The sequence below is a fragment of the Micromonospora coxensis genome (genome assembly GCF_900090295.1).
GTDB lineage: Bacteria > Actinomycetota > Actinomycetes > Mycobacteriales > Micromonosporaceae > Micromonospora > Micromonospora coxensis.
In genome coordinates this window covers 3,068,063-3,091,043 of sequence record NZ_LT607753.1, presented here as the reverse complement: position 1 = coordinate 3,091,043, position 22,981 = coordinate 3,068,063, and the positions used below count along the sequence as shown (strand labels likewise).

18 protein-coding genes are annotated in these 22,981 nt (G+C 74.2%); 8 read left to right on the top strand and 10 right to left on the bottom strand.

The window, feature by feature from the left end:
• Nucleotides 1-122 precede the first annotated feature (122 nt).
• From GA0070614_RS13950 to GA0070614_RS13940, 3 genes are all read left to right on the top strand, one after another.
• Entirely contained in the window at nt 123-2,513 is a 2,391-nt protein-coding gene (locus GA0070614_RS13950; protein ID WP_088976363.1) for a M4 family metallopeptidase, read from the top strand.
• A 110-nt stretch (nt 2,514-2,623) separates the two neighbouring features.
• The gene (locus GA0070614_RS13945; RefSeq protein WP_231933633.1) at nt 2,624-3,397 is read left to right on the top strand and encodes an enoyl-CoA hydratase/isomerase family protein; all 774 of its coding nucleotides are present in this window, start codon (nt 2,624-2,626) and stop codon (nt 3,395-3,397) included.
• Nucleotides 3,398-3,501: 104 nt separating this feature from the next.
• A complete protein-coding gene (locus GA0070614_RS13940) occupies nt 3,502-5,055 on the top strand; it encodes a serine/threonine-protein kinase (protein WP_088979427.1) in 1,554 nt (517 codons plus the stop codon).
• 9 nt (nt 5,056-5,064) lie between these two features.
• Here GA0070614_RS13940 and GA0070614_RS13935 read toward each other — a convergent pair whose 3' ends face one another.
• The gene (locus GA0070614_RS13935; RefSeq protein ID WP_088976361.1) at nt 5,065-5,658 is read right to left on the bottom strand and encodes a peroxiredoxin-like family protein; all 594 of its coding nucleotides are present in this window, start codon (nt 5,656-5,658) and stop codon (nt 5,065-5,067) included.
• Between the two features lie 69 nt (nt 5,659-5,727).
• On the opposite strand from GA0070614_RS13935, the gene GA0070614_RS13930 reads away from it, so the two are divergent.
• Nucleotides 5,728-6,342, top strand: coding sequence for a TetR/AcrR family transcriptional regulator C-terminal domain-containing protein (locus GA0070614_RS13930; protein ID WP_088976360.1), 615 nt, complete (start codon nt 5,728-5,730; stop codon nt 6,340-6,342).
• Between the two features lie 130 nt (nt 6,343-6,472).
• On the opposite strand, the gene GA0070614_RS13925 is transcribed toward GA0070614_RS13930, so the two are convergent.
• Together GA0070614_RS13925 and GA0070614_RS13920 are read right to left on the bottom strand one after the other, a co-directional pair.
• Nucleotides 6,473-6,916: an HNH endonuclease gene (locus GA0070614_RS13925; RefSeq protein WP_088976359.1), complete on the bottom strand. Its 444-nt coding sequence runs from the start codon at nt 6,914-6,916 to the stop codon at nt 6,473-6,475.
• A 227-nt stretch (nt 6,917-7,143) separates the two neighbouring features.
• The gene (locus GA0070614_RS13920) at nt 7,144-8,313 is read right to left on the bottom strand and encodes a hypothetical protein (protein ID WP_231933632.1); all 1,170 of its coding nucleotides are present in this window, start codon (nt 8,311-8,313) and stop codon (nt 7,144-7,146) included.
• A 200-nt stretch (nt 8,314-8,513) separates the two neighbouring features.
• Between GA0070614_RS13920 and adhE the strand changes: the two genes are divergently transcribed.
• On the top strand, nt 8,514-11,102 hold the full coding sequence (adhE, locus tag GA0070614_RS13915; protein ID WP_088976357.1) for a bifunctional acetaldehyde-CoA/alcohol dehydrogenase: 2,589 nt from the start codon (nt 8,514-8,516) through the stop codon (nt 11,100-11,102).
• 54 nt (nt 11,103-11,156) lie between these two features.
• Here the strand turns inward: adhE and GA0070614_RS13910 are convergent, their stop codons facing one another.
• The gene (locus tag GA0070614_RS13910; protein ID WP_088976356.1) at nt 11,157-12,686 is read right to left on the bottom strand and encodes an FAD-dependent oxidoreductase; all 1,530 of its coding nucleotides are present in this window, start codon (nt 12,684-12,686) and stop codon (nt 11,157-11,159) included.
• Nucleotides 12,687-12,725: 39 nt separating this feature from the next.
• Entirely contained in the window at nt 12,726-13,217 is a 492-nt protein-coding gene (locus GA0070614_RS13905; RefSeq protein ID WP_088976355.1) for an MSMEG_6728 family protein, read from the bottom strand.
• Between the two features lie 87 nt (nt 13,218-13,304).
• On the opposite strand from GA0070614_RS13905, the gene GA0070614_RS13900 reads away from it, so the two are divergent.
• Nucleotides 13,305-15,149: a potassium channel family protein gene (locus GA0070614_RS13900; RefSeq protein ID WP_088976354.1), complete on the top strand. Its 1,845-nt coding sequence runs from the start codon at nt 13,305-13,307 to the stop codon at nt 15,147-15,149.
• 154 nt (nt 15,150-15,303) lie between these two features.
• On the opposite strand, the gene GA0070614_RS13895 is transcribed toward GA0070614_RS13900, so the two are convergent.
• Nucleotides 15,304-16,545 (bottom strand): APC family permease, encoded by a 1,242-nt coding sequence (locus GA0070614_RS13895; protein WP_088979426.1) that lies wholly within the window; start codon nt 16,543-16,545, stop codon nt 15,304-15,306.
• A gap of 10 nt (nt 16,546-16,555) precedes the next feature.
• Complete coding sequence (locus GA0070614_RS13890) at nt 16,556-17,320, bottom strand: phosphatase PAP2 family protein (RefSeq protein ID WP_088976353.1); 765 nt, start codon at nt 17,318-17,320, stop codon at nt 16,556-16,558.
• A gap of 114 nt (nt 17,321-17,434) precedes the next feature.
• Between GA0070614_RS13890 and GA0070614_RS13885 the strand changes: the two genes are divergently transcribed.
• On the top strand, nt 17,435-18,646 hold the full coding sequence (locus tag GA0070614_RS13885) for a DUF4032 domain-containing protein (RefSeq protein ID WP_088976352.1): 1,212 nt from the start codon (nt 17,435-17,437) through the stop codon (nt 18,644-18,646).
• A gap of 87 nt (nt 18,647-18,733) precedes the next feature.
• On the opposite strand, the gene nagA is transcribed toward GA0070614_RS13885, so the two are convergent.
• The 3 genes from nagA to GA0070614_RS13870 are packed head-to-tail and all read right to left on the bottom strand — an operon-like array spanning nt 18,734 to nt 21,710.
• The gene (gene nagA, locus GA0070614_RS13880) at nt 18,734-19,843 is read right to left on the bottom strand and encodes an N-acetylglucosamine-6-phosphate deacetylase (RefSeq protein ID WP_088976351.1); all 1,110 of its coding nucleotides are present in this window, start codon (nt 19,841-19,843) and stop codon (nt 18,734-18,736) included.
• Nucleotides 19,844-19,845: 2 nt separating this feature from the next.
• A complete protein-coding gene (locus GA0070614_RS13875; protein ID WP_269459487.1) occupies nt 19,846-20,784 on the bottom strand; it encodes an ROK family protein in 939 nt (312 codons plus the stop codon).
• Nucleotides 20,781-21,710 carry an SIS domain-containing protein gene (locus GA0070614_RS13870; RefSeq protein ID WP_088976350.1) on the bottom strand — a complete coding sequence of 310 codons (930 nt, stop codon included), beginning with the start codon at nt 21,708-21,710 and terminating at the stop codon, nt 20,781-20,783. The genes GA0070614_RS13875 and GA0070614_RS13870 overlap by 4 nt, the downstream gene beginning before the upstream one ends.
• Nucleotides 21,711-21,909: 199 nt before the next feature.
• Here GA0070614_RS13870 and GA0070614_RS13865 point away from each other — a divergent pair, with 199 nt between their 5' ends.
• Nucleotides 21,910-22,695, top strand: coding sequence for a DeoR/GlpR family DNA-binding transcription regulator (locus GA0070614_RS13865; RefSeq protein ID WP_088976349.1), 786 nt, complete (start codon nt 21,910-21,912; stop codon nt 22,693-22,695).
• Nucleotides 22,696-22,981: the final 286 nt, after the last annotated feature.

Below are 22,981 nucleotides of genomic sequence, written 5' to 3'. Positions count from 1 at the left end.
CCTCCACCGTTCGGTCAGTGTCGAGGTCGGTAAGCGCTCTCCCTCTTCCGCTTTGAAGGATGTATCGCTATATCTACATGCGTGACTACCCCCGTCACAACTTTCCCTTGTCAGGAGGGCACGTGAGAAGACCCCTCGCCGCCGTCAGCACACTGCTGCTCACCAGCGGCATGCTGACCTGCGTCGCCACCGCAGCGCAGGCGGCCCCCACCGCCCCGGCCCCGGACACCGCACCCGCAGCTCGTGCAGAGAGCCTGCTCCGCAGCAACCCCGGCGCCGTCCAGGGCGCCAGCGGAGAGTCGTACCAGGCGGTCCGCACGAAGGTGGACGGCAACGGCGCGGCGCACACCCGCTACACCCGCAGCTACAAGGGTCTCCGCGTCTACGGCGGTGACTTCGTCATCCACACCGCCCCCGACGGCGCCTACGCCGGTGCGTCGGTCGGCCTGGCCGCCCCGCTCACCCTCGCCACCGCCCCCAAGGTGACGGTGACCTCGGTCAAGGCGACCGCCAAGAAGCAGTTCGAGGGCAAGCTGGAGACCGTCGGCAGCCCCGAGCTGTTCGTCGACGCCAGCTCCGGCACCGGCCGCCTCGCCTACGAGACGGTGCTGACCGGCTGGCACACCGACGGCCAGACCCCGTCCCGGTTCCACGTCATCACCGACGCGGTCACCGGCAAGGTGATCGGCTCGTACGACGAGATCGAGATGGTCGCCGGCACCGGCAGCAGCGTCTACTCCGGCACGGTCACCATCGACACGACGCTTTCCGGCAGCATGTACTCGATGGTCGACCCGGCGCGCGGCAACGGCTCCACCTGCGACATGAACAACGGCACGTCGACCTGCACCACCTTCACCGACGCGGACAACAGCTGGGGCAACGGCACCACCTCCAACCGGCAGTCCGCCGCCGTGGACGCGCACTTCGGCGCGGCGAAGACGTACGACTACTTCAAGAACGTGCACGGCCGCAACGGCATCTTCGGCGACGGCCGGGGCGTGCCCAGCCGGGTGCACTACGGCAACAACTACGTCAACGCCTTCTGGGACGGCTCCCGGATGACGTACGGCGACGGCTCCGGCAACTCGCGGCCGCTGGTCTCGCTCGACGTGGCCGGCCACGAGATGGCCCACGGCGTCACCGAGAACGTGGTGCCCGGCGGTCTGACCTACTCCGGCGAGTCCGGCGGCCTGAACGAGGCCACCAGCGACATCTTCGGCTCGATGGTCGAGTTCTACGCCAACACCACCGCCGACCCGGGTGACTACCAGATCGGCGAGAAGATCAACATCAACGGCAACGGCACGCCGCTGCGCTACATGTACGACCCGGCGCTGGACGGCTCGTCCGACCGCTGCTGGACCACCAGCACCAAGAACAAGGACGTGCACTACTCGTCCGGCCCGGCCAACCACTTCTTCTTCAACCTCGCCGAGGGCACCGGGGCCACCCCGTACGGCACCTCGCCGATCTGCGGTTCCGCCCCGGCGGTCACCGGCATCGGTCGGGCCAAGGCCGAGAAGATCTGGTTCCGCGCCCTGGACGTCTACTTCACGTCGAACACCTCGTACGTCAACAACACCACCCCGTCGAACACCGCGCGGGCCTACACGCTGCGCGCGGCGACCGACCTGTACGGCAGCTGCTCCACCGAGTACAAGGCCGTCCAGGCGGCGTGGACCGCGGTGGCCGTCGCCGGCACCGACGCGCCGTGCTCCACCGGCAACGACTTCTCCGTGTCGCTCTCGCCGACCTCCGGCGCGGTCAACCCGGGCAACTCGGTCAGCACCACCGTCGGCACCGCCGTCACCAGCGGCAACGCGCAGACCGTGGCGCTGTCGGCGTCCGGCCTGCCGACCGGCGCGACCGCCTCGTTCAACCCGTCGTCGGTGACCTCCGGCGGCTCGTCCACCCTCACCATCGCCACCACGGCCAGCACCCCGCCCGGCACCTACACGGTCACCGTCACCGGTGCCGGCACGGTGACCCGGACGGCGACGTACACGCTGACCGTGAACGGCACCGGCGGCGGCTGCACCGGCGCGGGCCAGAAGCTGGGCAACCCCGGCTTCGAGTCCGGCACGACCCCGTGGGCCGCCACCTCGGGCGTCATCGGCTCGTTCACCGGGCAGCCGGCCCGCACCGGCACCCGTAACGCCTGGATGAACGGCTACGGCAGCAGCCGCACCGACACGCTCTCCCAGGCGGTGAGCCTGCCGGCCGGCTGCACGTCGTACAACTTCAGCTTCTGGCTGCACATCGACTCGGCGGAGACCACCACCGGCACCGCGTACGACACGCTGCGGGTGCAGGTGCTCAACTCCTCCGGGACGGTGCTCGCCACCCTGGCGACCTACTCGAACCTGAACAAGGCCACCGGGTACGCGCAGAAGTCCTTCTCGCTGGCCTCGTACGCCGGCCAGACGGTCACGCTGAAGTTCACCGGCGTCGAGGACTCCTCGCTCCAGACGTCCTTCGTCGTCGACGACACCGCGGTCAACGTCTCCTGACCTGACCACGTCGGCGGGCCCGGCGGCCACCCCTCGCGGGTGGTCGTCGGGCCCGCGCCGTTATGGTCGCCGCACCGGACCCGGCACGGGCCGGGCGTGCGGAAGGGGTGGTGGCGGTGTCGGACGCGGAGCTGACCGTCGAGGTGACCGGTGCGGTGGCGACGGTGACGATCCACAACCCGGCGCGGCGCAACGCGATGACGGCCGGGATGTGGAAGCAGCTCCCGGTGCTGCTCGACGGCCTGGAGGCCGACCCGGCGGTGCGGGCCCTGGTGCTCACCGGCGCGGGCGGCACCTTCTGCGCCGGCGCCGACCTCGGTGACCTGGACGAGCTGCTCGACGCGGGCGACCACAGCATCGCCGTCGCCGCCGAGGAGCGGCTGGCCGCCTTCGCCAAGCCGACCGTCGCCGCCGTGCAGGGCGCCTGCGTCGGCGGCGGCTGCCAGCTCGCGGTCGCCTGCGACCTGCGGATCGCCGCGCAGGACGCCCGGTTCGGCGTGCCGCCGGCCCGGCTCGGCCTGGTCTACCCGGCCCCGACCACCCGGCGGCTGACCCGACTGGTGGGGCCGTCCACCGCGAAGTTCCTGCTCTTCACCGCCGAGCTGGTCGACGCGGAGCGGGCGCTGCGGGTCGGCCTGGTCGACGAGGTGCTGCCGGTCGACGGACTCACCGCCCGGGTGGACGCGATCACCGCCGCCATCGCGCAGCGCTCGCAGCTCAGCGTCGCCGCGGCCAAGGAGATCGTGGACGACCGCGCCGGGCCGGCCCGGATCGCCTGGTGGCACCGGAAGGTGCGGGACAGCGGCGAGGCCCGCGAGGGCGTCGCGGCCCACCACGAGCGCCGCCCCCCGAACTTCGCCTGGACCCCGTCCGACCGGCACTGAGCGCTGCCGTCGACGGCGGCGTGCGGGCGGGGCGGTGACCGGCGCGATCGGTGATTCTCGATCAGCGGTTGGTGCGGAGCGGCCGGTGCTGGCAGGCTGTGCCGGTGCAGATCGGTCAATTCCTCAACGGCCGGTACCGGCTGGGAGATCGCATCGGCAAGGGCGGCACGTCGGTGGTCCACCGGGCGTACGACGAGCTGCTCGAACGCGAGGTGGCGGTCAAGTTGCTGCTCGGTTCGGACCGGGCGGCCCGTCGCCGTATCCGTGCCGAGGCGAAGGCCGCTGCCCGGCTGTCCCACCCGAACGTCACCAGCGTGTACGACTACGGCGAGGCGGTCACCCTGTCCGGGGAGTTCGCACCGTTCGTGGTGATGGAGCTGCTGCCCGGCCCCACCCTGTTCCAGCGGCTCGCCGAGGGGGCGCTGCCGCCGGTGGAGGGGCTGCGGATCTGCGCCGAGGTGGCCGCCGCGCTCGCCGCGGCGCACGCGCAGGGGCTGGTGCACCGTGACGTCAAGCCGGCCAACGTCATGCTGACGCCGTCGGGGGCGAAGGTGGTGGACTTCGGCACCGCCGCCGCCGTCGGCCAGCCGGAGATCGACTTCGACGGCCAGTTGCTCGGCACCCCCTCGTACCTCGCGCCGGAGCGGCTCGACGCCGGTGAGGTGGTGCCCGCCTCCGACGTGTACGCGCTCGGGCTCCTCGTCCACCTCGTGCTCACCGACCGGCTGCCCTGGGAGACCGACACCCCCACCCAGATGCTGCGCGCCCACGTCTACGTCGAACCGAAGCCCCTGCCGCCGGTCGACGCCGTGCCGGCCGAGGTGGCCGAGCTGTGCCGGCGCTGCCTCGCCAAGGACCCGGCCGAGCGGCCGTCCGCCGAGGAGGCGGCCACGGTGCTGGCCGCGGTGGTCACCCGGATGCGGGCGGCGGAGGCGTCCGGCCCCGAGGCTGCCCCGGCCGGGCCGCCGGGCGGCGTCGCCGTCCCGGGGCGGGGCGGGGCACCCGAGGTGGCGACGGCGGCCGGTCCCGCCGGTACGCCGGACCGCCCGAGGTCGACCCGGCGTCCGTACCGGAGCCTGCTCGTGGTCGGTGGCGCGGTGGTCATCGCCGTGGCGGTGGCCGGGTCGCTCGCCGACTCGTCGCGACCGCACCGGCCCGGCACGGCGGTCCTGTCGGCGTCGGCGGTCCCCTCGGCCGGCAGCTCGGTCGCCTCCGCCTCGGCCGACCCGCCGACCGCCGCCGTCGACCTGCCCGGTGAGGGCGCCGGCTCGGGCCGTTCCGGCGAGCCGGCTCGCACCCCTGGTCCGGCCGGTGTGGACGGCCGCGCCCCGACCCCGCCGGCCTCCGGTCAGCCGGTGTCACCACCGGCGTCCCCGGTGCCGTCCTCGCCCGCCCCGCAGCCCGACGACACCGTCGAGCCGCAGCCGTCCGGCGTCCCGGTGCAGGCGCGCGGCGGCACCGTCCGGGTCGCCTGCGACGGTCGGGCGGCGGAGATCGTCGCCACCACGCCGGCCGCCGGCTACCGGATCGAGGACTACCGGCCGGGACCCGCCCGGCAGGTGCACGTCGTGTTCGGCTCGGATGCGCACGCGAGCGACGTCACCGCCAGATGCGCCAACGGCAGGCCCGTGCCGAGGGTGCGCGAGTCCGACCGCTGAACGGCGCGCTCAGGTCGTCGCCGACCGGGTGCGGAGCCGGTCCGGGTGCCGGCCGGCCAGGTCCAGCAGTTCGTCGACCGACCACTGGTCGTAGGCGTGCTCGCCGTACTTCGCGGCGAGCACGCGGCCGTCGGGGGCGATGAGGAAGTCGGCGGGGAGTCCGAGGCGCCCGCCGTCCTGCGTCCTCGATGGTGCGCGTTCCCGGCCCCGCAGCAGACCCCACGAGCTGCGCGCCACCGCGCGCACGATCGGCAGCCAGGCGCGGGGCGAGAGCAGCGACCAGCGGGACGACTCGACGCCGAACTCGCGGTAGAGCCGCTTGTCCGGGTCGGCGACGACGGCGAACGGCAGCTCGTCGGTGTGCTCGCGCACCTCGTCGGCGGGGGAGTGAAAGACCACCACCTCGCGGACGCCGGCCGCCTCGATCTCGGCGTGCCGGCGGACGATCGAGCGCAGGTGCAGGTTGCACACCGGGCAGCCGGCGAAGCGCCGGAACTGCAGGTGGACGAGTCGGTCGGGGGCGGGCACGGCGACCGGGGCGCCGACGACCGGGGCGAGGTGCCGGCCGGTGAGGGTCGAGCCGGGGGTGACACGGCGGGGCACGGGGGCCTCCCATCGTAGGTGTACAACGTACTCCTACAGGTTAGGCTTACGCTGTAAGCTGTCAAGGCCATGCCTCGTCCCCGCTCCCTGAACCCGATCCAGATCGCCTCCGCCGCGCTCGCCGTCATCGACGAGGGCGGGCTCTCCGCGCTCACCATGCGCGGGGTGGCCAAGGAGTTGAACGCCACCGCCATGTGCCTCTACCGGTACGTCGCCGACCGCGACGAGCTGGAGGCCCTCGTCGTGGAGCAGGCGCTGGCCGGCGTCGACACCACCGCGCCGGTGGAGGGCGACTGGCGGGACCGGGTCGCCGTCCTGGTCCGGCGGATGCGGGTCGTGATCGGCTGCCACCCGGCCGTGGTGCCGCTGCTCCCGGTGCACCGGCACCGCTCACCGACCGTGCTGCGCTGGACCGAGAGCCTGCTCGCCGTCCTCACCGAAGCGGGTCTCGACGGCACCCGCCGCGCCGTCGCGCTGCGCGCGCTGCTCGCGTACACGGTCGGGGCGATCCAGCAGGAGCATCTCGCGCCGCTCTCCGGCGGCGGCACCACCGCCATGGCGGCGCTGTCCCCGGCGGAGTTCCCGCACCTGGCGGCCACCGCCGCCGACGCCGGTCGGGTGGACCCCGACGCCGAGTTCGACGGTGGGCTGGAGATCCTGCTGCGCGGGCTGACCACCGACTGAGCCGGGCGGCTGACCGGCCGCCTCGGACGACACCGGGACGGCCGGCACGGGACGGGACGGAGGGGACCGGCGGGCGCCGCGCCGGAGGGCGTACCCCCGACACGGCCCCCTGTGCCCGCCGGCCGGCCCGTCACCGCCCGGCGAGCGACGCCCAGCTCGGGACGACCGGCTCGCGCCGCAGCGGCATGCCCGCCTCGGCCGGCGTCCGGTCACCCTTGCGCTGGTTGCAGGCGTAGCAGGCGGCGGTGGTGTTCCTCCAGGAGTTCCGGCCGCCGCGCGAGCGGGGCAGGATGTGGTCGATCGTGCCGGCCGGGCCGCCGCAGTACGCGCAGCACCGGCCGTCGCGGCGCAGCACGCCGGCCCGGGACCAGGCGGGCCCGGCGCTGAACCGCCACCGGGTGACGACGTACCGGACGAGGCGGACCACCCGGGGGACCGGGAAGATCCCGATCACCTGGTCCGGCTCGGCCTCGTGGATCTCGGCGACCCGGCGGCAGAGCATCCGGATCGCGTGCTGGACGGTGACCCGGTGCAGCGGGCCGAGGTCGGCGTTGATGACGAGGACGGCGTCCACCGGGCTCTCCCTTCACGATCGGCGGTGGACCGGGCCGGACAGCGAAAAGCCGCCCGGTCCGGCGAGGGACGGGCGGCTGGGCGGCGTGCCTGCGCACGCGCGTCAGTCGGGGCTCCCGTCCCGGGGACCTTCGGCTCGGCCACCGCCGGCGGGCAGCGTCGACGACGCGCACGTCACGTGCGACAACGACATGGCTCGCTCCCGGCTGACTGGTCGACCTTGCGTGATCACGGTAGGTCGGCCCCGGAGCGGGGAGCAACGTATTTCGATCCGCCCTCGTCGCGGTGGGGCCGCCGCTGTCGTCCGGTGCGGGCGGCGGCCCGCGCGGCCGTCAGCGGCCGGTTGATCCGGGCGGCCATCTGCGTGGTCAGCTCACTCTCCAGCAGCGGCCGGTTCACCTCGGCGGCGACGGTGAGGGCGGGACCGGAGACCGACCGCCAGATGGCGGTGAGCCCGGCGCCGAGGCCGACCAGGGCCACGGCCGCGCGGGTGGTGGGCGAGCCGGCCGCCGCCGCGGCGCTCACCCCGACCACCGCGCCGAGCACCGCCAGCAGGGGTGCGAGCACCGGCCAGAAGATGCCGCGCGCCGCCTGCACCACGAGCTTGCGGTCCCGGATGATCAGGTTGCGGGCCACCACCGCCCAGTTCTCCTCGTCGAGCAGGTCCTTCGGGTGCAGCCCGCCGGTGAGCACACCCCGCCACAGGTCGCCCTGGTTGCGCAGCTCCCGGGCCAGTTCCGCCGGGCCGGCCTCGGCCGGGTCGCCGACGGTGGCCCGGGTGACCGCCGCCGCCCACTCGGTCAGCGACCGGCGCACCACCCCGGCGGAGTACGGCGGCAGCACGCTGGCCAGTTCGTCCAGCCACCGGCTGAGTTGGATCTGCCGGCCGTCGAAGCGGCGGATCAGCAGGTCGGCCTCGCCCTGGCGGACGGTGTCGGCGAGGGAGCGCCCCAGCCGGTACGCCAGCCCGACCCGGTGGTTGGTGGCGGTCGTCCAGCGCAGCACGTCCACGTTCAACTCGTCGAGGGCGAGCAGCAGCGGGTCGCCCCCGGCGCGCTCGTGGGCGGCGGCGGTGGACGGGCCGGGCCGGTCGGTGGCGGTCAGCTCGGCGATCTGCGCCAGGGCCACCTCCATCGCGTCGAGGTACAGCCGCATCCGGTGCCGGCCGGACATCTCGGTGAGGTTGGTCAGCTTCGGCGGCGCGGTGACCGGCCGGTCGTCCGGTCCGGTCAGGTCGGCGGTGCGTGCGTGGTGGTACGCGTCGGCCATCCACCAGCCCAGCCGCAGCGCGGTGACCACGCAGGCCCGCTCGTCACGGAGCAGCCCGTACGCGTCGTCGCGCCCGCCCTCGGCGGCCTCGGGCGCGACGTCCACAGCGGACCCGTGCAGTGGCGACACCCTCCTCGACCTCCCGTGCCGGCGGCCCGCGCCGGCGTCGACGGACGTGAGTCGAGGGTAGATCAGCGATCCGGGTGATTTGTCCGAATCGGAGAACGGGACCTTCGGCCACCGTCGAACGGGTCCTTGCGCACCACCGCCCCCGCCCCGGCGGGCCGATGCTGAAGATGCCCCTGACGCCGCAACCGCCGAGGTGAAGCATGTCGACCGAACTCACCGCCAGGATCGACGCACTGGTCGCCGACGGCCTGAAGGCCCTGGCCGACTACGACCGGTTCGACCAGGAGCAGATCGACCACATCGTCCGCAAGGCGTCCGTGGCCGCGCTCGACCGGCACGCCGCGCTCGCCCAGTTGGCCGTCGAGGAGACCGGCCGGGGCGTGTTCGAGGACAAGGCGGTGAAGAACATCTTCGCCTGCGAGCACGTCACGCACAGCATGGCGACCACCCGGACGGTCGGCGTGATCAGCCGCGACGAGATCAACGGCATCGTCGAGATCGCCGACCCGGTCGGCGTGGTCGCCGGCATCACCCCGGTCACCAACCCCACCTCGACCACCATCTTCAAGGCGCTGCTCGCGCTCAAGACCCGCAACCCGATCGTCTTCGCCTTCCACCCGTCGGCGCAGCGGTGCAGCGTCGAGGCGGCCCGCACGGTCCGCGACGCGGCGGTCGCCGCCGGCGCGCCGGAGCACTGCGTGCAGTGGATCGAGGAGCCCTCGGTCGAGGCGACCAGCGCGCTGATGCACCACCCGGGCATCGCGACGATCCTGGCCACCGGCGGCAACAGCATGGTCCGCGCGGCGTACTCGGCGGGGAAGCCGGCCCTCGGCGTGGGCGCCGGCAACGTGCCGGCGTACGTGGAGGCGAGCGCCAGACTCAAGCGCGCGGTCAACGACATCGTGCTCTCCAAGTCGTTCGACAACGGCATGATCTGCGCCTCCGAGCAGGCGGCGATCGTCGACGACGCCGTGTACGACGCGGCGCTGGACGAGTTCCGGCGGCTGCACGCGTACCTCGCCACGGCCGAGGACAAGCGCCGGTTGGAGGCGCTGCTCTTCCCCGCCGGCAAGCTCAACCCGGACGTGGTCGGGCGGACCGCCGAGTGGATCGCCGAGCGCGCGGGCGTCACCGTGCCGCCGCGCACCTCGGTGATCCTGGTCGAGGTCGACGGGGTCGGCCCGGACGAGCCGCTGACCCGGGAGAAGCTCTGCCCCGTCCTGGCGCTGCTCCGCGCCGGAACCCGCGAACAGGGCCTGCGCTACGCCGAGCAGATGGTCGAGTTCCACGGGCTCGGACACAGCGCGGTCATCCACACCGAGGACGAGGCGCTGGTGGAGGAGTTCGGGCAGCGGGTCAAGGCGGTCCGGATCATCTGGAACTCGCCGGCCTCGCAGGGCGGCATCGGCGACATGTACAACGCCTTCCTGCCGTCGCTGACCCTCGGCTGCGGCAGCTACGGCCGCAACTCGGTCTCCAACAACGTCTCGGCGGTCAACCTGATCAACATCAAGCGGATCGGCCGGCGGAGCAACAACATGCAGTGGTTCAAGGTCCCCTCGAAGATCTACTTCGAGCCGAACGCGATCCGCTACCTGGCGGAGATGCCCGACGTGCACCGGGTCACCGTGGTCACCGACGCCACCATGACCCGGCTGGGCTTCGTCGACCGGGTCAACCGGGTGCTGCAACGACGGACCGGGAAGGTCGCCCTCCAGATCATCGACGACGTCGAGCCGGAGCCCAGCGTGGCCACCGTCGACCGGGGCGCGGAGCTGATGCGCTCCTTCCAGCCGGACACCATCATCGCCCTCGGCGGCGGCTCGGCGATGGACGCGGCCAAGGTGATGTGGCTGCGCTACGAGCACCCGGACGTGGTCTTCGAGGACATGCGGGAGAAGTTCTTCGACATCCGCAAGCGGGCCTTCGCCTTCCCCAGCCTGGGCGAGCGGGCCCGGCTGGTCTGCGTCCCGACCACCTCGGGCACCGGCGCGGAGGTCACCCCGTTCGCGGTGATCACCGACCACCGGACCGGCAAGAAGTACCCGCTGGCCGACTACGCGCTCACCCCCAGCGTGGCGATCGTCGACCCGGTGCTGACCGCCAGCCTGCCCCGGGCCATCGCCGCCGACAGCGGCTTCGACGCGCTCACCCACGCCGTCGAGGCGTACGTGTCGGTGTACGCGAACGACTTCACCGACGGGCCGGCGCTGCACGCGATCCGGCTCATCTTCGCCAACCTGGAACGCTCGGTGGTCGACGCCGACGGCGAGGCGCGGGAGCGGATGCACAACGCCGGCACCATCGCCGGGATGGCGTTCGGCAGCGCGTTCCTCGGCATCGTGCACGCCATGTCGCACACCCTCGGCGCGACCTTCCACATCGCCCACGGGCGCACCAACGCGGTGCTGCTGCCGCACGTCATCCGCTACAACGGCAGCGTCCCGTCGAAGCTCTCCGGCTGGCCCAAGTACGAGAGCTACCGGGCACCGGAACGGTTCGCCGAGATCGCCCGGATGCTCGGCCTGCCCGCCGGGACGCCGGAGCAGGGGGTGGCGTCGCTGGCGGAGGCGGTGGAGCGGCTGCGCGACGCGGTCGGCATCGAGCCGTCCTTCGCCGCGATCGGGGTGGACCGGGAGGCGTTCGAGGCGGCCCTGCCGCAGCAGGCGCTCAACGCCTACGAGGACCAGTGCGCGCCGGCCAACCCGCGGATGCCGATGCTCGACGACATGCAGCAGCTGATGCGGGCCGCGTACCACGGCACCCGCTGGGACGGGGTGAGCCGCTGAGACCGGCCGGCCGCCCGCCCGGGTTCCACGTCCCCGGGGCGGGCGGCCGGTTCGTCAGCGCCGACCGGCGAGCAGACCGCGCGGCCGGATCGAGCGCACCGGCTCGGCCGCCCCGCCCTCGGCACGCAGGATGTGGTTGGCCGCGATGATCCCGGTCGCCGCCGAGCGTTCCATCAGGGCGCTGGGGAACTCGGTCCGGATGCCGTCCCCGGCCAGGTAGAGGCCGTCGGCGTCGGTGCGGACCCCCGGGCGGCCGGCGTGGCTGCCCGGGGTGAAGGCCGGGGCCTGCGCCTCGACCCGGGCCCGCAGCTCGCGTACCCGCAGGTCGGCGGCCTCCGGCCAGAGCCGGCACAGCTCGACCCGCATCCGCTCGGCCAGCTCGTCGGCGGGCACGCCCTCGTCGCAGGCGTACGCGTGCAGCTCGATCACCGCGCCGCCGGTGCGCTGCGCCCAGCGGCGGGACTCGTTCTCCAGCCGGTGGTAGAGAGTCACCGAGTCCAGGGTGGGCTGGCGGGACACCCCGCTGAACACCGCCCGGTCGGCGCGCACGTCCCCGTCCGTCCAGTAACGCGCCACCGCGTACGGCGGACCGGGCCGGCCGAACGCGGGCATCCGCGCCACCAGCCGCGGCGCCGCCGCGACCAGGCCGGGGGAGGCCGCGACCAGCGCGGCGAGCGCGGGCGGGTCGACGGCGAGCACCACGTGCCCGGCCCGGTACGAGGTGCCGTCGGCGGTGGTGACCCGCCAGCCGTCGGGCCCCCGGTCCAGCCGGGTCGCGGCGGCCCCGGTGACCACCCGGCCACCGTGCTTCTCCACGTGCCGGGTCAGCGGCTGCCAGATCGCCGTCGCGTAGTCCTCGTCCGGGCAGTCGAAGGCCAGCCCCTCCGGGTTGCCGAGCAGGTAGAAGTGGAACTGGGCGATCATCTCGGCGGCCGACATCTCCGCCTCGTGGTTGAAGAACGAGTGCGAGAAGACCTCGAAGAGCATCGCCCGGGCCCGGTCCGGCAGCCGCAGCGAGGTGAGCAGCTCGTCGGCGGTGGTGTCGTCGAACTCGGCGTAGGTGCGGGTCGGGTCGTAGGTGAGCAGCGGCAGCGCGGCGTCCCGGTCCATCTGCCGCAGGTCGGCCAGGCGCAGGCTGGGGCTGCGGGCCAGCAGCGCGAGCAGGTTCATCGGCGGGGCCGGGGGCAGCCGGCCGAACTCCTCGGTGGGCCACTGCTCGCTGAGGATCGGGTAGCCGGGGATCGGCCGGAGGAAGCCCAGGCGCGGGTCGACCCGGCGCAGGATCGACCGCCAGTTGTAGTACTGCCGGAAGAAGGCGTGGAAGCCGTGCTCGTTCATCTGGGCGCCGTCGGCCAGGGCCTCCGGCCAGGCGCCGAGCCGGCCGCCCAGGGTCGGCGCGGCCTCCAGCACGGTCACGTCCACCCCGCGTTCGGCGAGGACCACCGCCGCCGACATGCCGGCGATCCCGCCGCCGACCACCACGGCCCCGACCGGGTGCGGCACGCGGGGGGCGCCACCGCCGCCGGGGTCCACCACCTGCTCCCGTACGCCGATGAGCCGACCCACCACCTGCGACAGCGCCATGTGCACCTTCCCGCCCGAGTGAGCCTCCAGTCTGCCCGCTCAGCCGTCCGACGGCAGCAGGCAGCGCCGCTCGCGGTCCGAGGCGGGCCAGACGTACTCCAGGTCCGGCGGGACGTCGCCGAACTGCGGGCCGTAGTGCCCCGGGTCCTTGCGCAGCAGCGACGAGCGGTGGCTGCGGTGCAGGTCCTCCCGGCCCAGCCAGGGCGGCAGCTCACCGGCCGAGGCCAGCTCGGCCTGGGTGCGTACGGTGGTCAGGCCGCAGGCGGCGGCCAGGTCGGTGACCATGGTGGCGGCGCAGGTGTCGGCCCGGCCCGGTTCGCACCAGACGGCGCACACGTCCAGCCCGTACCGGGTGAGCGCCTCCTCGTAGCCGGCCCACATCTTCACCGCCGGATGGTTGCGCCAGCCGTAGTCGGGGCGGGTCAGCCCGCGCAGCACCTGGATCGTCTCCACCCGCTGCTTGCCCAGCCGCTTCTGGTCCAGCGTCCGGGCGCTCGCCAGGAAGTCCGGATACGGGAGGAACGTCTGCATGGGCCTGCTCTACCCGCCGCCGGGCCCGACATGCCTCCATGATCCACGGGGCTGCGCCCGGTGCGACCGGCTGACTACGATCCGGTCATGGCGGAGCCCCAGAACGACCGCGCGCGCCGTCCTGCCGGGCTCCGGCTGTGGCGCGGCAACGACTACCGCCCGCACTACGTGATCTGCGGGCACGACCCGCTGTCGTACTGGGTGGCCCGGGCCCTGCTCGCCCCGGAGCTGGCCGCCGGCCGGGTCCGGATCACGCTGATCGTCCCCGAGCGCCGCCGTGGCGACGGCCCCGACGGCCGCGAGCTGGACGGGGTGCAGGTCGTCCGGGCCGACCGGCTGGACGAGGCGACCTTCCGCCGGGCCGGCCTGGCCGGGGCGGCCGGGCTCGCCCTGCTGCACCAGGACGACGTCGGCAACATGCACGCCGCGCTCTGCGCCCAGGAGGTCGAGCCGAAGCTGCGGCTGGTGGTGCGCATGTTCAACACCAGCCTCGCCAACGGCCTGCGCGAGTTCTTCCCCGACTCGGCGGTGCTCTCCGACGCCTCGATGGCCGCCCCGGCGTTCGTGGCCGCCGCGCTCGGCGAGGTCGCCCCGACCCACTTCCGGCACGCCGGCCGCACCCTGTACGTCGCCGAGCGCGACGACGTACGCCCGAAGGACGTCGTCTGCGGGCTGGCCGTGACCACCGACCCGGACCTGGTCCGGGTGCTCCCCGCCGACGAGCAGGCGGCCGACGTGGTGCTCGCCGAGGCGACCGGCCAGCCGGCCGGCACCGAGCTGGCCGCCCGCCGGCTGGTCCGCGCCCGGCGGCGACGGCAACCCCTGGCGGTGCTGCTGCGGGCCGTCCGCAGCTTCGCCACCCGCAAGATCGGGATCGCGGTGATCGTGCTGCTCGCGGTGATCGCCGGGCTCGGCTGGCTCAACGCCCGCGCCACCGACGTGAGCTGGGCGGAAGCGCTCTACCTGACCCTGGTCACCACGCTCAGCGGCCAGGACCCGGACGTCGACAAGCCGGCCGCCGCGCAGATCATGCAGGTGGTGCTCAACCTCGCCGGGCTGGCCCTGATCCCGCTGATCACCGCCGTGGTCGTCGACGGCATCGTCAACGCCCGGCTGGCCCTGCACGCCGGCCGGATCCAGCCGGACCGCACCGGGCACGTCGTGGTGGTCGGGCTGGGCAACATCGGCACCCGGGTGATGGCGCAGCTGCGGGACTTCGGCGTCGAGGTGGTCGCGATCGACCGGCACGCCGAGGCGCGCGGGGCGTCGCTGGCCCGGCGGCTGGGCGTACCGCTGATCGTCGGCGACGCCGCCCGGGAGGAGACGCTGCGGTCCGCCTCCGTCGAGCACTGCCAGGCGCTGGTGGTGGTCTCCACCGACGACGGGGCGAACCTGCGCGCCGCGCTGAACGCCCGGGCGCTCAACCCCGAGCTGCGGATGGTGCTGCGCCTCTTCGACGGCGACTTCGCCGAGCGGATCCAGAAGGCGTTCGACATCGGCGTCTCGCGCAGCGTGTCGTACCTGGCCGCACCGGCGTTCGCCGCCGCGCTGCTGGACCGGGCGGTGATCGCCACCATCCCGGTCGGCCGGCACGCGCTGCTGGTGGTCGAGGTGCCGGTGGTGGCCGGCGCGCCGCTGGACGGCCGCCCGCTCTCCGCGGTGGCCCGGCCGGGGGAGGTACGCCTGCTCGCCCACACCCCGGCCGGGCAACGGACCGACTGGACGGCCGACCCACGGATGGTGATCTCGGCGGGGGACCGGCTGACCGTGGTGGCCCGCCGGGCCGGGCTGAGCGCCCTGCTGCGGGAGACCACCCCGGTCCCGCCGCCGGCCCCCGCGTCGACACCCACCGGCCCCTCGAATCCCGCCCGCAGCCGCGGTGCGGCCCCCAACCCGCCCCCCGCCCCCACCCCCCGCCCACCCGAGCCCTAACCACCCCGCACCAGCCGAGCGCCCCACCACCCCGCACCAGCCGCACTTTCAGAGAAAGAGTGGCTATCGGGCCGTGAATAGCCACGCTTTCTCTGAAAGTGCGGCACGGGGCGAGGGCGGGCGCGAGGCGTCAGGGGAGGCGTCGGGGGAGGAGTCAGGGGCGGTGGTGGTGGCGGTGGGCGTACCAGAGGGCGCCGAGGGCGAGGACGCCGAAGCCGGCGAGGACGCTGGCCGGCGGCAGGCTGACCGCGAGCAGGAGACAGCCGACCAGCCCGGCCACCGCGAGTGCCCGCACCGGTAGCCGGCGACCCGGGTCGCGGCCGAGGGTCAGCGCCGAGGCGTTGGTGATCGCGTAGTAGACCAGCACGGTGCAGCTGGAGAAGCCGATCGCGGCACGGACGTCGCCGAGCGCCACCACCACGACCACCACGGCGGCGACCGCCAGTTCGGCCCGGTGCGGCACCCGGTGGACCGGGTGCACCACGGCCAGCGCCGCGGGCACGTCCCGGCGACGGGCCATCGCCAGCAGCGTCCGGCCGACCCCGGCGAGCAGGGAGAGCAGCACCCCGGTCACCGCCACCGTCGCGCCGGCCCGGACCACCCAGGCCAGGCCGGGCAACCCGGCGGCGGTCACCACGTCGACCAGGGGCGCGGCGGACGAGGCCAGCCGGTCCGCGCCGAGCACGCCGACCGCGACCACGGCGATCACCAGGTAGATGGCCAGCACCACGCCGAGCGCCAGCGGGACGGCCCGGGGGATGGTCCGCGCCGGGTCCCGGACCTCCTCACCCAGGGTGGCGATCCGGGCGTACCCGGCGAAGGCGAAGAAGAGCAGGCCGGCGGCGGTCAGCACGCCACCGACCGAGCCACCGCCCGCGCCGAGCCGGTCGAGCCGGACGTCACCGGCGACCAGCCCGCTCACCGCGACCAGGCCCAGCACGACCAGCACCACGACCACCAGGGCGGTCGTCGCGGCGGCGGTCTTGGCGATGCCGCGCAGGTTCACCGCGGTCACCGCGAGCACGGCGGCGACCGCCACCAACCGGGCCTGACCGGGCCAGAGGTACGCCCCGACGGTCAGCGCCATCGCCGCGCAACTGGCCGTCTTGCCGACCACGAATCCCCAGCCGGCCAGGAACCCGGCGAACGGGTTCAGCCGCTCCCGCCCGTACACGTAGGTGCCGCCGGACTCGGGGTAGCGGGCGGCCAGCCGGGCCGAGCTGGTGGCGTTGCAGAACGCGATGAAGCCGGCCAGCGCCTGCGCGGCCAGCAGCCCCGCGCCACCGGCCGTCGCCGCGGCCGGCGCGAAGACCACGAAGACGCCCGCGCCGAGCATCGACCCGAGCCCGATGAGCACCGCATCCGGTACGCCCAACCGCCGTCGGAGTTGATCCACGAGCGGCACCCTAGGGGGTCGAGGTGAACGGCCGGTCCCAGTCCCGCAACCGGCCGGGCAGCGGCACGTCGTCCCAGGGGATGCGGTGCAGCAGCCGGTCCAGCAGCAGGCCGAGCAGCAGCCCGGCCACCGAGTCGGTGAGCCAGTGCCAACCCAGGTAGGTGGTGGTGGTCAGCACCACCAGCGGCGGCACCACCCGTACGACGAGGACCAGCCGGGGTGACATGCGCCGGCCGGCGGTGCGCAGCAGCGGGGCGAGCAGCAGCGCGATCACGCCGTACCAGACGATGGCGTTGGCCACGTGCCCCGACGGGTACGACTGGGCGAAGCGGACCGGCAGGTCGTCCTGGAACAGCGGCAGGGTCCGCTCGGGCGGCAGGAAGGGCTCCTTGACGCTCGCGCTGGGCGCCGGGCGCGCGGTCCACACCTTGAGCGGGCCGATGGTCAGGTAGGTCAGGGCGAAGGCGAGCACCGGGGGCAGCAGCGGGCGCACCGAGCGGAGCCGGACCGCCAGCAGCACACCCAGCCCGGCGGCGATCAGCGTCAACGGGGTGCCCTGGCCCAGGTAGTTGAGGACCACCGCGGTCCAGTACGCCGACGTCGGCCGGTGCGCCTGCGCCCAGTCCGCGACCGCCCGGTCGATGCCGAACAGGTTCCCGGTGGCCAGCGCCACGGTCAGGCCGACCAGACCGGCCAGCAGCAGCGCGTCGTACCACCAGCCGGCCGGGCGCACCGGCCGGAGCCGTACCCCGCGTACCGTCGTGGTCTCCCGCACGCGCTCACGCTACCGGCCCCCGGCGGTGGCCCACCGGCGCGGGCCGGGGCGGGTGGTGTGTGCCGAGCCACGAAGGGAAGCGCTCGGCGGGGGGCACCCTTCACACTTGTCCCCGTGCGGATCACCTCGGCCCTCGTCGACCCGGCGCTGCTCGACCTCCCCTGGTCGACGCCGCTGGAGCAGTGGCCTGCGCATCACCTGGTCGCGCTGCCGCAGGGCATCTCGCGGCACATCGTGCGCTTCGTCCGTCTCGGCGACTACGTGTACGCGTTCAAGGAGACTCGCGAGCGGATCGCCGAGCGGGAGTACGACCTGCTCCGGGCGCTGGAGCGGATCGACTTCCCGTCGGTGGAGGCGGTGGCGATCGTCGCCGACCGGCAGACCGAGGACGGGGAACCCCTCGAGTCGGTGCTGATCACCCGGCACCTGCAGTTCTCGCTGCCGTACCGGGCGCTCTTCTCCCGTACGCTGCGCCCGGAGACCATGGGCCGGCTGTTGGACGCGTTGGCGGTGCTGCTGGTCCGGATGCACCTGACCGGCTTCTTCTGGGGCGACTGCTCGCTGTCGAACACGCTGTTCCGGCGGGACGCGGGCGCCTTCGCCGCCTACCTGGTCGACGCGGAGACCGGGGCGCTGCACCACTCCCTCTCCAACGGCCAGCGCGGCGAGGACCTGGAGATCGCCCGGGTCAACATCTTCGGGGAGGCGCTGGACCTCCAGGCCGCCGGCCTGCTGCACGAGTCGATCGACCCCGAGGTGGTCTGCGAGGAGGTCGTGCAGCGCTACGAGCGGCTGTGGCACGAGATCACCTACGAGCAGGCGATCGAGCGGGAGGCCCGGCACGACATCGAGGGCCGGATCCGCCGCCTCAACGACATGGGCTTCGACGTGGCCGAGGTGGCGATGTCGACGGCCGACAACGGGCGCTACCTGGTCCGGCCCAAGGTGGTCGACGCCGGCTACCACACCCGGCGGCTGATCCGGCTGACCGGCCTGGACGCCGAGGAGAACCAGGCCCGCCGGCTGCTCAACGACCTGGACGCGTACCGGGTGGAGAGCGACCTGACCGACGAGCAGCAGGCGGCGCACCGGTGGTTGACCGAGGTGTTCGAGCCGGTCGTCCGGGCGGTGCCCGCGCACCTGCGCCGCAAGCTGGAGCCGCAGGAGCTCTTCGCGCAGATCATCGAGCACAAGTGGCTGCTCTCCGAGCGCGCCGGCCGGGACGTCGGCATGGGGCCGGCGGTGCAGTCGTTCCTGTCGGAGGTGCTGGTGCACCGCCCGGACGAGCAGGCCGTCCTCGGCGTCGAGGTCCCCACGGTCGGCTGACCGTCGGCGCCGGCTCCGCCCGGGGCTGGTGCTGAGTCGGCGTGCCGCCGTTTCGGGGTGCGGTGGTGGCGGGGCCGGCCCCGACCGTCACTCCACCCAGGAGCCGCCGCGCATCACCCGCACCACGTTCAGGTCGTCGTCGAGGACGACCAGGTCCGCGCGGAGGCCGACCTGGAGCGCGCCGACCTTGTCGCCGAGACCGATCGCCCGGGCCGGGGTGGTCGCCACCATGCGTACCGCGTCGGCGATCGGGATGCCCGCGCCGACGGCGTGCCGCAGCGCCGCGTCCATGGTCAGTGTGCTGCCGGCGATCGCGCCGTCGCGGGCCAGCCGGGCCACCCCGTCGGCGACGACGACGTCCTGGCCGCCCAGCTCGTACGCGCCGTCGGGCATGCCGGCGGCGGCCATCGCGTCGGTGATCAGGGCGGCCCGCTCCGGGCCGGCGGTCGAGGTGGCGAAGGCCAGCATGCCGTCGTGCAGGTGTACCCCGTCCGCGACCAGTTCGCAGACCACGTTCGGGGCGTCCAGCAGGGCCACCACCGGGCCCGGCTCGCGGTGGTGCACCGGCCGCATCCCGTTGAACAGGTGGGTGGCGACGCTCGCGCCGGCCGCCACGGCCGCCCGGGTCTCGTCGTACGTGGCGTCGGTGTGGCCGACGGCGGCGACCACCCCGTGCGAGGTGAGCAGCTTGATCGCGTCGAGCGCGCCGGCCCGCTCGGGGGCCAGGGTCACCATCCGCACCGCCCCGTCGCCCAGTTCGATCAGTTCGGACAGCTCGTCGGTCGACGGGTCGCGCAGGTGGTCCGGGTTCTGCGCGCCGCAGCGCGCCGTCGACAGGTACGGCCCTTCGAAGTGGACGCCGGCCAGCACGCCCTCGCCCACCAGCGGGACGAAGGCCGCGGTGGCGTCGCGCATCAGCGGGAACGGGGAGCTGACCAGGCTGGCCAGCAGGGTGGTGGTGCCGTGTCCCAGGTGGAACGCGGCGGCCTGCCGGGCGGAGTCGGCGTCCCCGGTGGTGAAGGTGTGCCCGCCACCGCCGTGGGTGTGCATGTCGACGAAGCCCGGCACGACCCAGTGCCCGTCCCGCTTCGCCGGGTACTCGGCCACCGCCGTGATCCGGTCGCCGTTGATCTCCACGCACCCCTGCCGGAGCACGCCGGTCGGGGTCACCACCTTGCCGGTCACCCGCAGGGCCATTGTCACTCCAGACTGTCGAGGGCGAGCAGGGCGGCGCCGAGGCAGCCCGCCTCGTCGCCGAGGGCCGCCGCGACCAGGCGCGGCTCCCGGTGGAAGGTGATCCGCTCCCGCAGCGCCGCGCGCAGCGGGTCGAACAGCTGCGCGCCGGCCCGGGCCAGCCCACCGCCGATCACCATGGTCTCCACGTCGAAGAGCGCCTGCGCGGTGGCCAGGCCGTCGGCGAGCGCGTCGACGGCCTCCTGCCACACCTGCCCGGCCAGCTCCTCCCCGGCCGCCGCCCGCGCGGCCACCTCGGCGGCGGTGACCAGTGCCCCCCGGGCCAGCTCGGTGTAGCGCCGGCCGATCGCCGAGGCGGACGAGACCGCCTCCAGGCAGCCGGGCCGCCCGCAGCCGCAGCGCGGGCCGCCGGGGCGTACCAGGATGTGGCCCAGTTCGCCGGCGGCGCCGTGCGCCCCGGCGGTGGCCGACCCGCCGACCACGTGGGCGGCGGCGATGCCGGTGCCGACGGCGACGAAGAGGACGTGCCCGACGTCGCGGCCCGCGCCGAGCCGGGTCTCGGCGAGACCCCCGACGCGCACGTCGTGGCCGAGCGCCGTGGGGAGCCCGAGCCGGGCGGCGGTCAGGTCCCGCAGCGGTACGTGCCGGAAGCCGATGTTGGACGACCAGACCGCCACCCCGGCGGCGTCGTCGACCAGGCCCGGCACGCCGATCCCGCAGGCGATCGGGGTGAGCCCGTCGGCGCGGGCCTTGCCGGCCAGCCCCTCGGCCACGTCGAGGATGGTGTCCACCACGGCGGCGGGGCCGCGCTCCGCGCCGGTGGGGTGCCGTTCGGCGTGCACGACCTCGCCGTCCGGGCGGACCAGGGCGCACTTCATCCCGGTGCCGCCGACGTCCAGCGCGACGACGACCGGCTCACCGCGCCCGGCGGGGGCGTCGGTCACGCGAGCACCACGGACCGGCTCAGGTGCCGGGGGGCGTCCGGGTCGAGGCCCCGGCTGGTGGCCAGCGCGACCGCGAAGCGCTGCGCCAGGATCAGGTCGGCCATCGGGTCGACCGGGGTACGCCCCGCCGCCCAGCCGCCCAGCACCGCCCGGCAGCCGTGGTGCCGGCTGTGCACGAACGCCGCGCCGGTGGCCGCCACGTCCTCGGGCAGCCCCTCGGGCAGCTCACCGAAGGCCCAGACCAGCCGGCCCGGGCCGGCGATCGAGATGGGGCCGTGCCGGTAGTCCATCGCCGGGTACGCCTCCGCCCAGAAGGTGGCCGCCTCCCGGCACTTCAGCGCGGCCTCCTGGGCCAGCCCGACCGTCCAGCCCCGGCCGAGGAAGGTGGCCTGCCCGATGCTCGCCGGGTCGATCGGCAGCGGGGCCCGGACGGCCACCTCGGCGTCGGCGGCGAGCGCCTCGACGTTGTCGCCGAGGTGGGCGCGGAGCAGCGCCAGCGCGGTGGTGGCGAAGCGGGTCTGCACCACCGACCGCTCGTCGGCGAAGGGCATGGTCACCGCGGCGTCGGCCAGCGCCACGGCGGGGGAGTCGGGGTCACCGACGAGGACCGTGGTGGGCACCCGGCCGCGCAGCGCGGCGAGCAGGTCGGTCACCTCGGTGGTGGTGCCGGAGCGGGTGATCGCCACCAGCCGGTCGTAGCGGCGGCCGGTGGGGAACTCGCTGGCCTGGAAGGCGTCCGTCTCGCCGTGGCCGGCGCGCTCGCGCAGCCCGGCGTACGCCATCGCCATGAACCAGGACGTGCCGCAGCCGACGACGGCCACCCGCTCGCCGGGGTGGGGCAGGTCGGCGGTGACGGTGCCGGCGAGCCGTGCCGCCTCCCGCCAGCAGTCGGGCTGGCTCGCGATCTCCGCGTCGACGTACGCCATGAGAACTCCTCGTACGGGGAGGTGGTGCGCAATACGGCTCGTTAAAGCCTACTTTCGCGCGTCATTCTGCGCGTACCCGGGTGGCCGTGGCAACCGGCTCCCACATCGCGCACGTCGAAGTTTTGCGCACTCGTAGTTTCGCGCACTACTGTGCACGCAATCAATCACCGATCGTGCAGAGTCAACGGAGGCCCCTGCGGTGGACCGGTACGCCAGATGGAACGCTCTGCTCGAAATGCTGACCGACAGTGGCCGGGTCAGCGTCGAGGAGGCGGCCGAGCGGCTGGACGTCTCCCAGGCCACCATCCGACGTGACTTCGACCAGCTCGCCCAGCAGCAGATGATCACCCGGACCCGGGGCGGCGCGGTCGCCAACGGCGTCTCGTACGACCTGCCGCTGCGCTACAAGACCGCCAAGCACTCCGCCGAGAAGCAGCGGATCGGCGCGGCCGCCGCCGCGCTGGTCTCCCCGGGCACCGTGGTCGGCCTCAACGGCGGCACCACCAGCACCGAGGTGGCCCGCGCCCTGGCCGTCCGTCCCGACCTGAACACCAGCGCCGAGGGCGCCCAGCTCACCGTCGTCACCAACGCCCTGAACATCGCCAACGAGCTGCTGGTCCGGTCCCGGATGAAGGTCGTGGTGGCCGGCGGCGTGGTGCGGCCGAAGTCCTTCGAGCTGGTCGGCCCGCTGGGCGGGGCGCTGCTGCGCGAGGTCACCCTGGACGTCGCCCTGCTCGGCGTGGACGCGGTCGACCCGCAGCTCGGCGCCGCCGCCCACCACGAGGGCGAGGCGGCGATGAACAACCTGATGGTGGCCCGGGCCAAGCGGGTCGTCATCATCGCGGACTCGTCCAAGCTGGGCGGGCACGCCTTCGCCCGGATCTGCCCGGTCGACCGGGTGGAGACGCTGGTGACGGACTCGGGCGCGTCGCCCGAGGTGGTCGAGGCGTTCCGGGCCGCCGGCGTCAACGTCATCTGCGCCTGACCGGGCCGCCGCCCGCGCCGCCGGGCGGCCACCTGCGCCGCCGGGCGGCCACCTGCGCCGCCGGCCCGTCACCCGCGTCGCGGCCCGCCATTCGGGCCACCGCGCCGTCCTGTGCGCCCGCCGCCCCAGGCCACGGCGCCGTCGCTGTGGGCCCGCCACCCGGGCCACCGTAACGTCACTGTGCGTCACCGGGAAATCAGCCGAACCGCCGATGCATACCGGGTATTGCCTCCCGGCACATACCGAGTATGGTGACCGTCGTCATCCAGCCACCATCGGGGGAGGC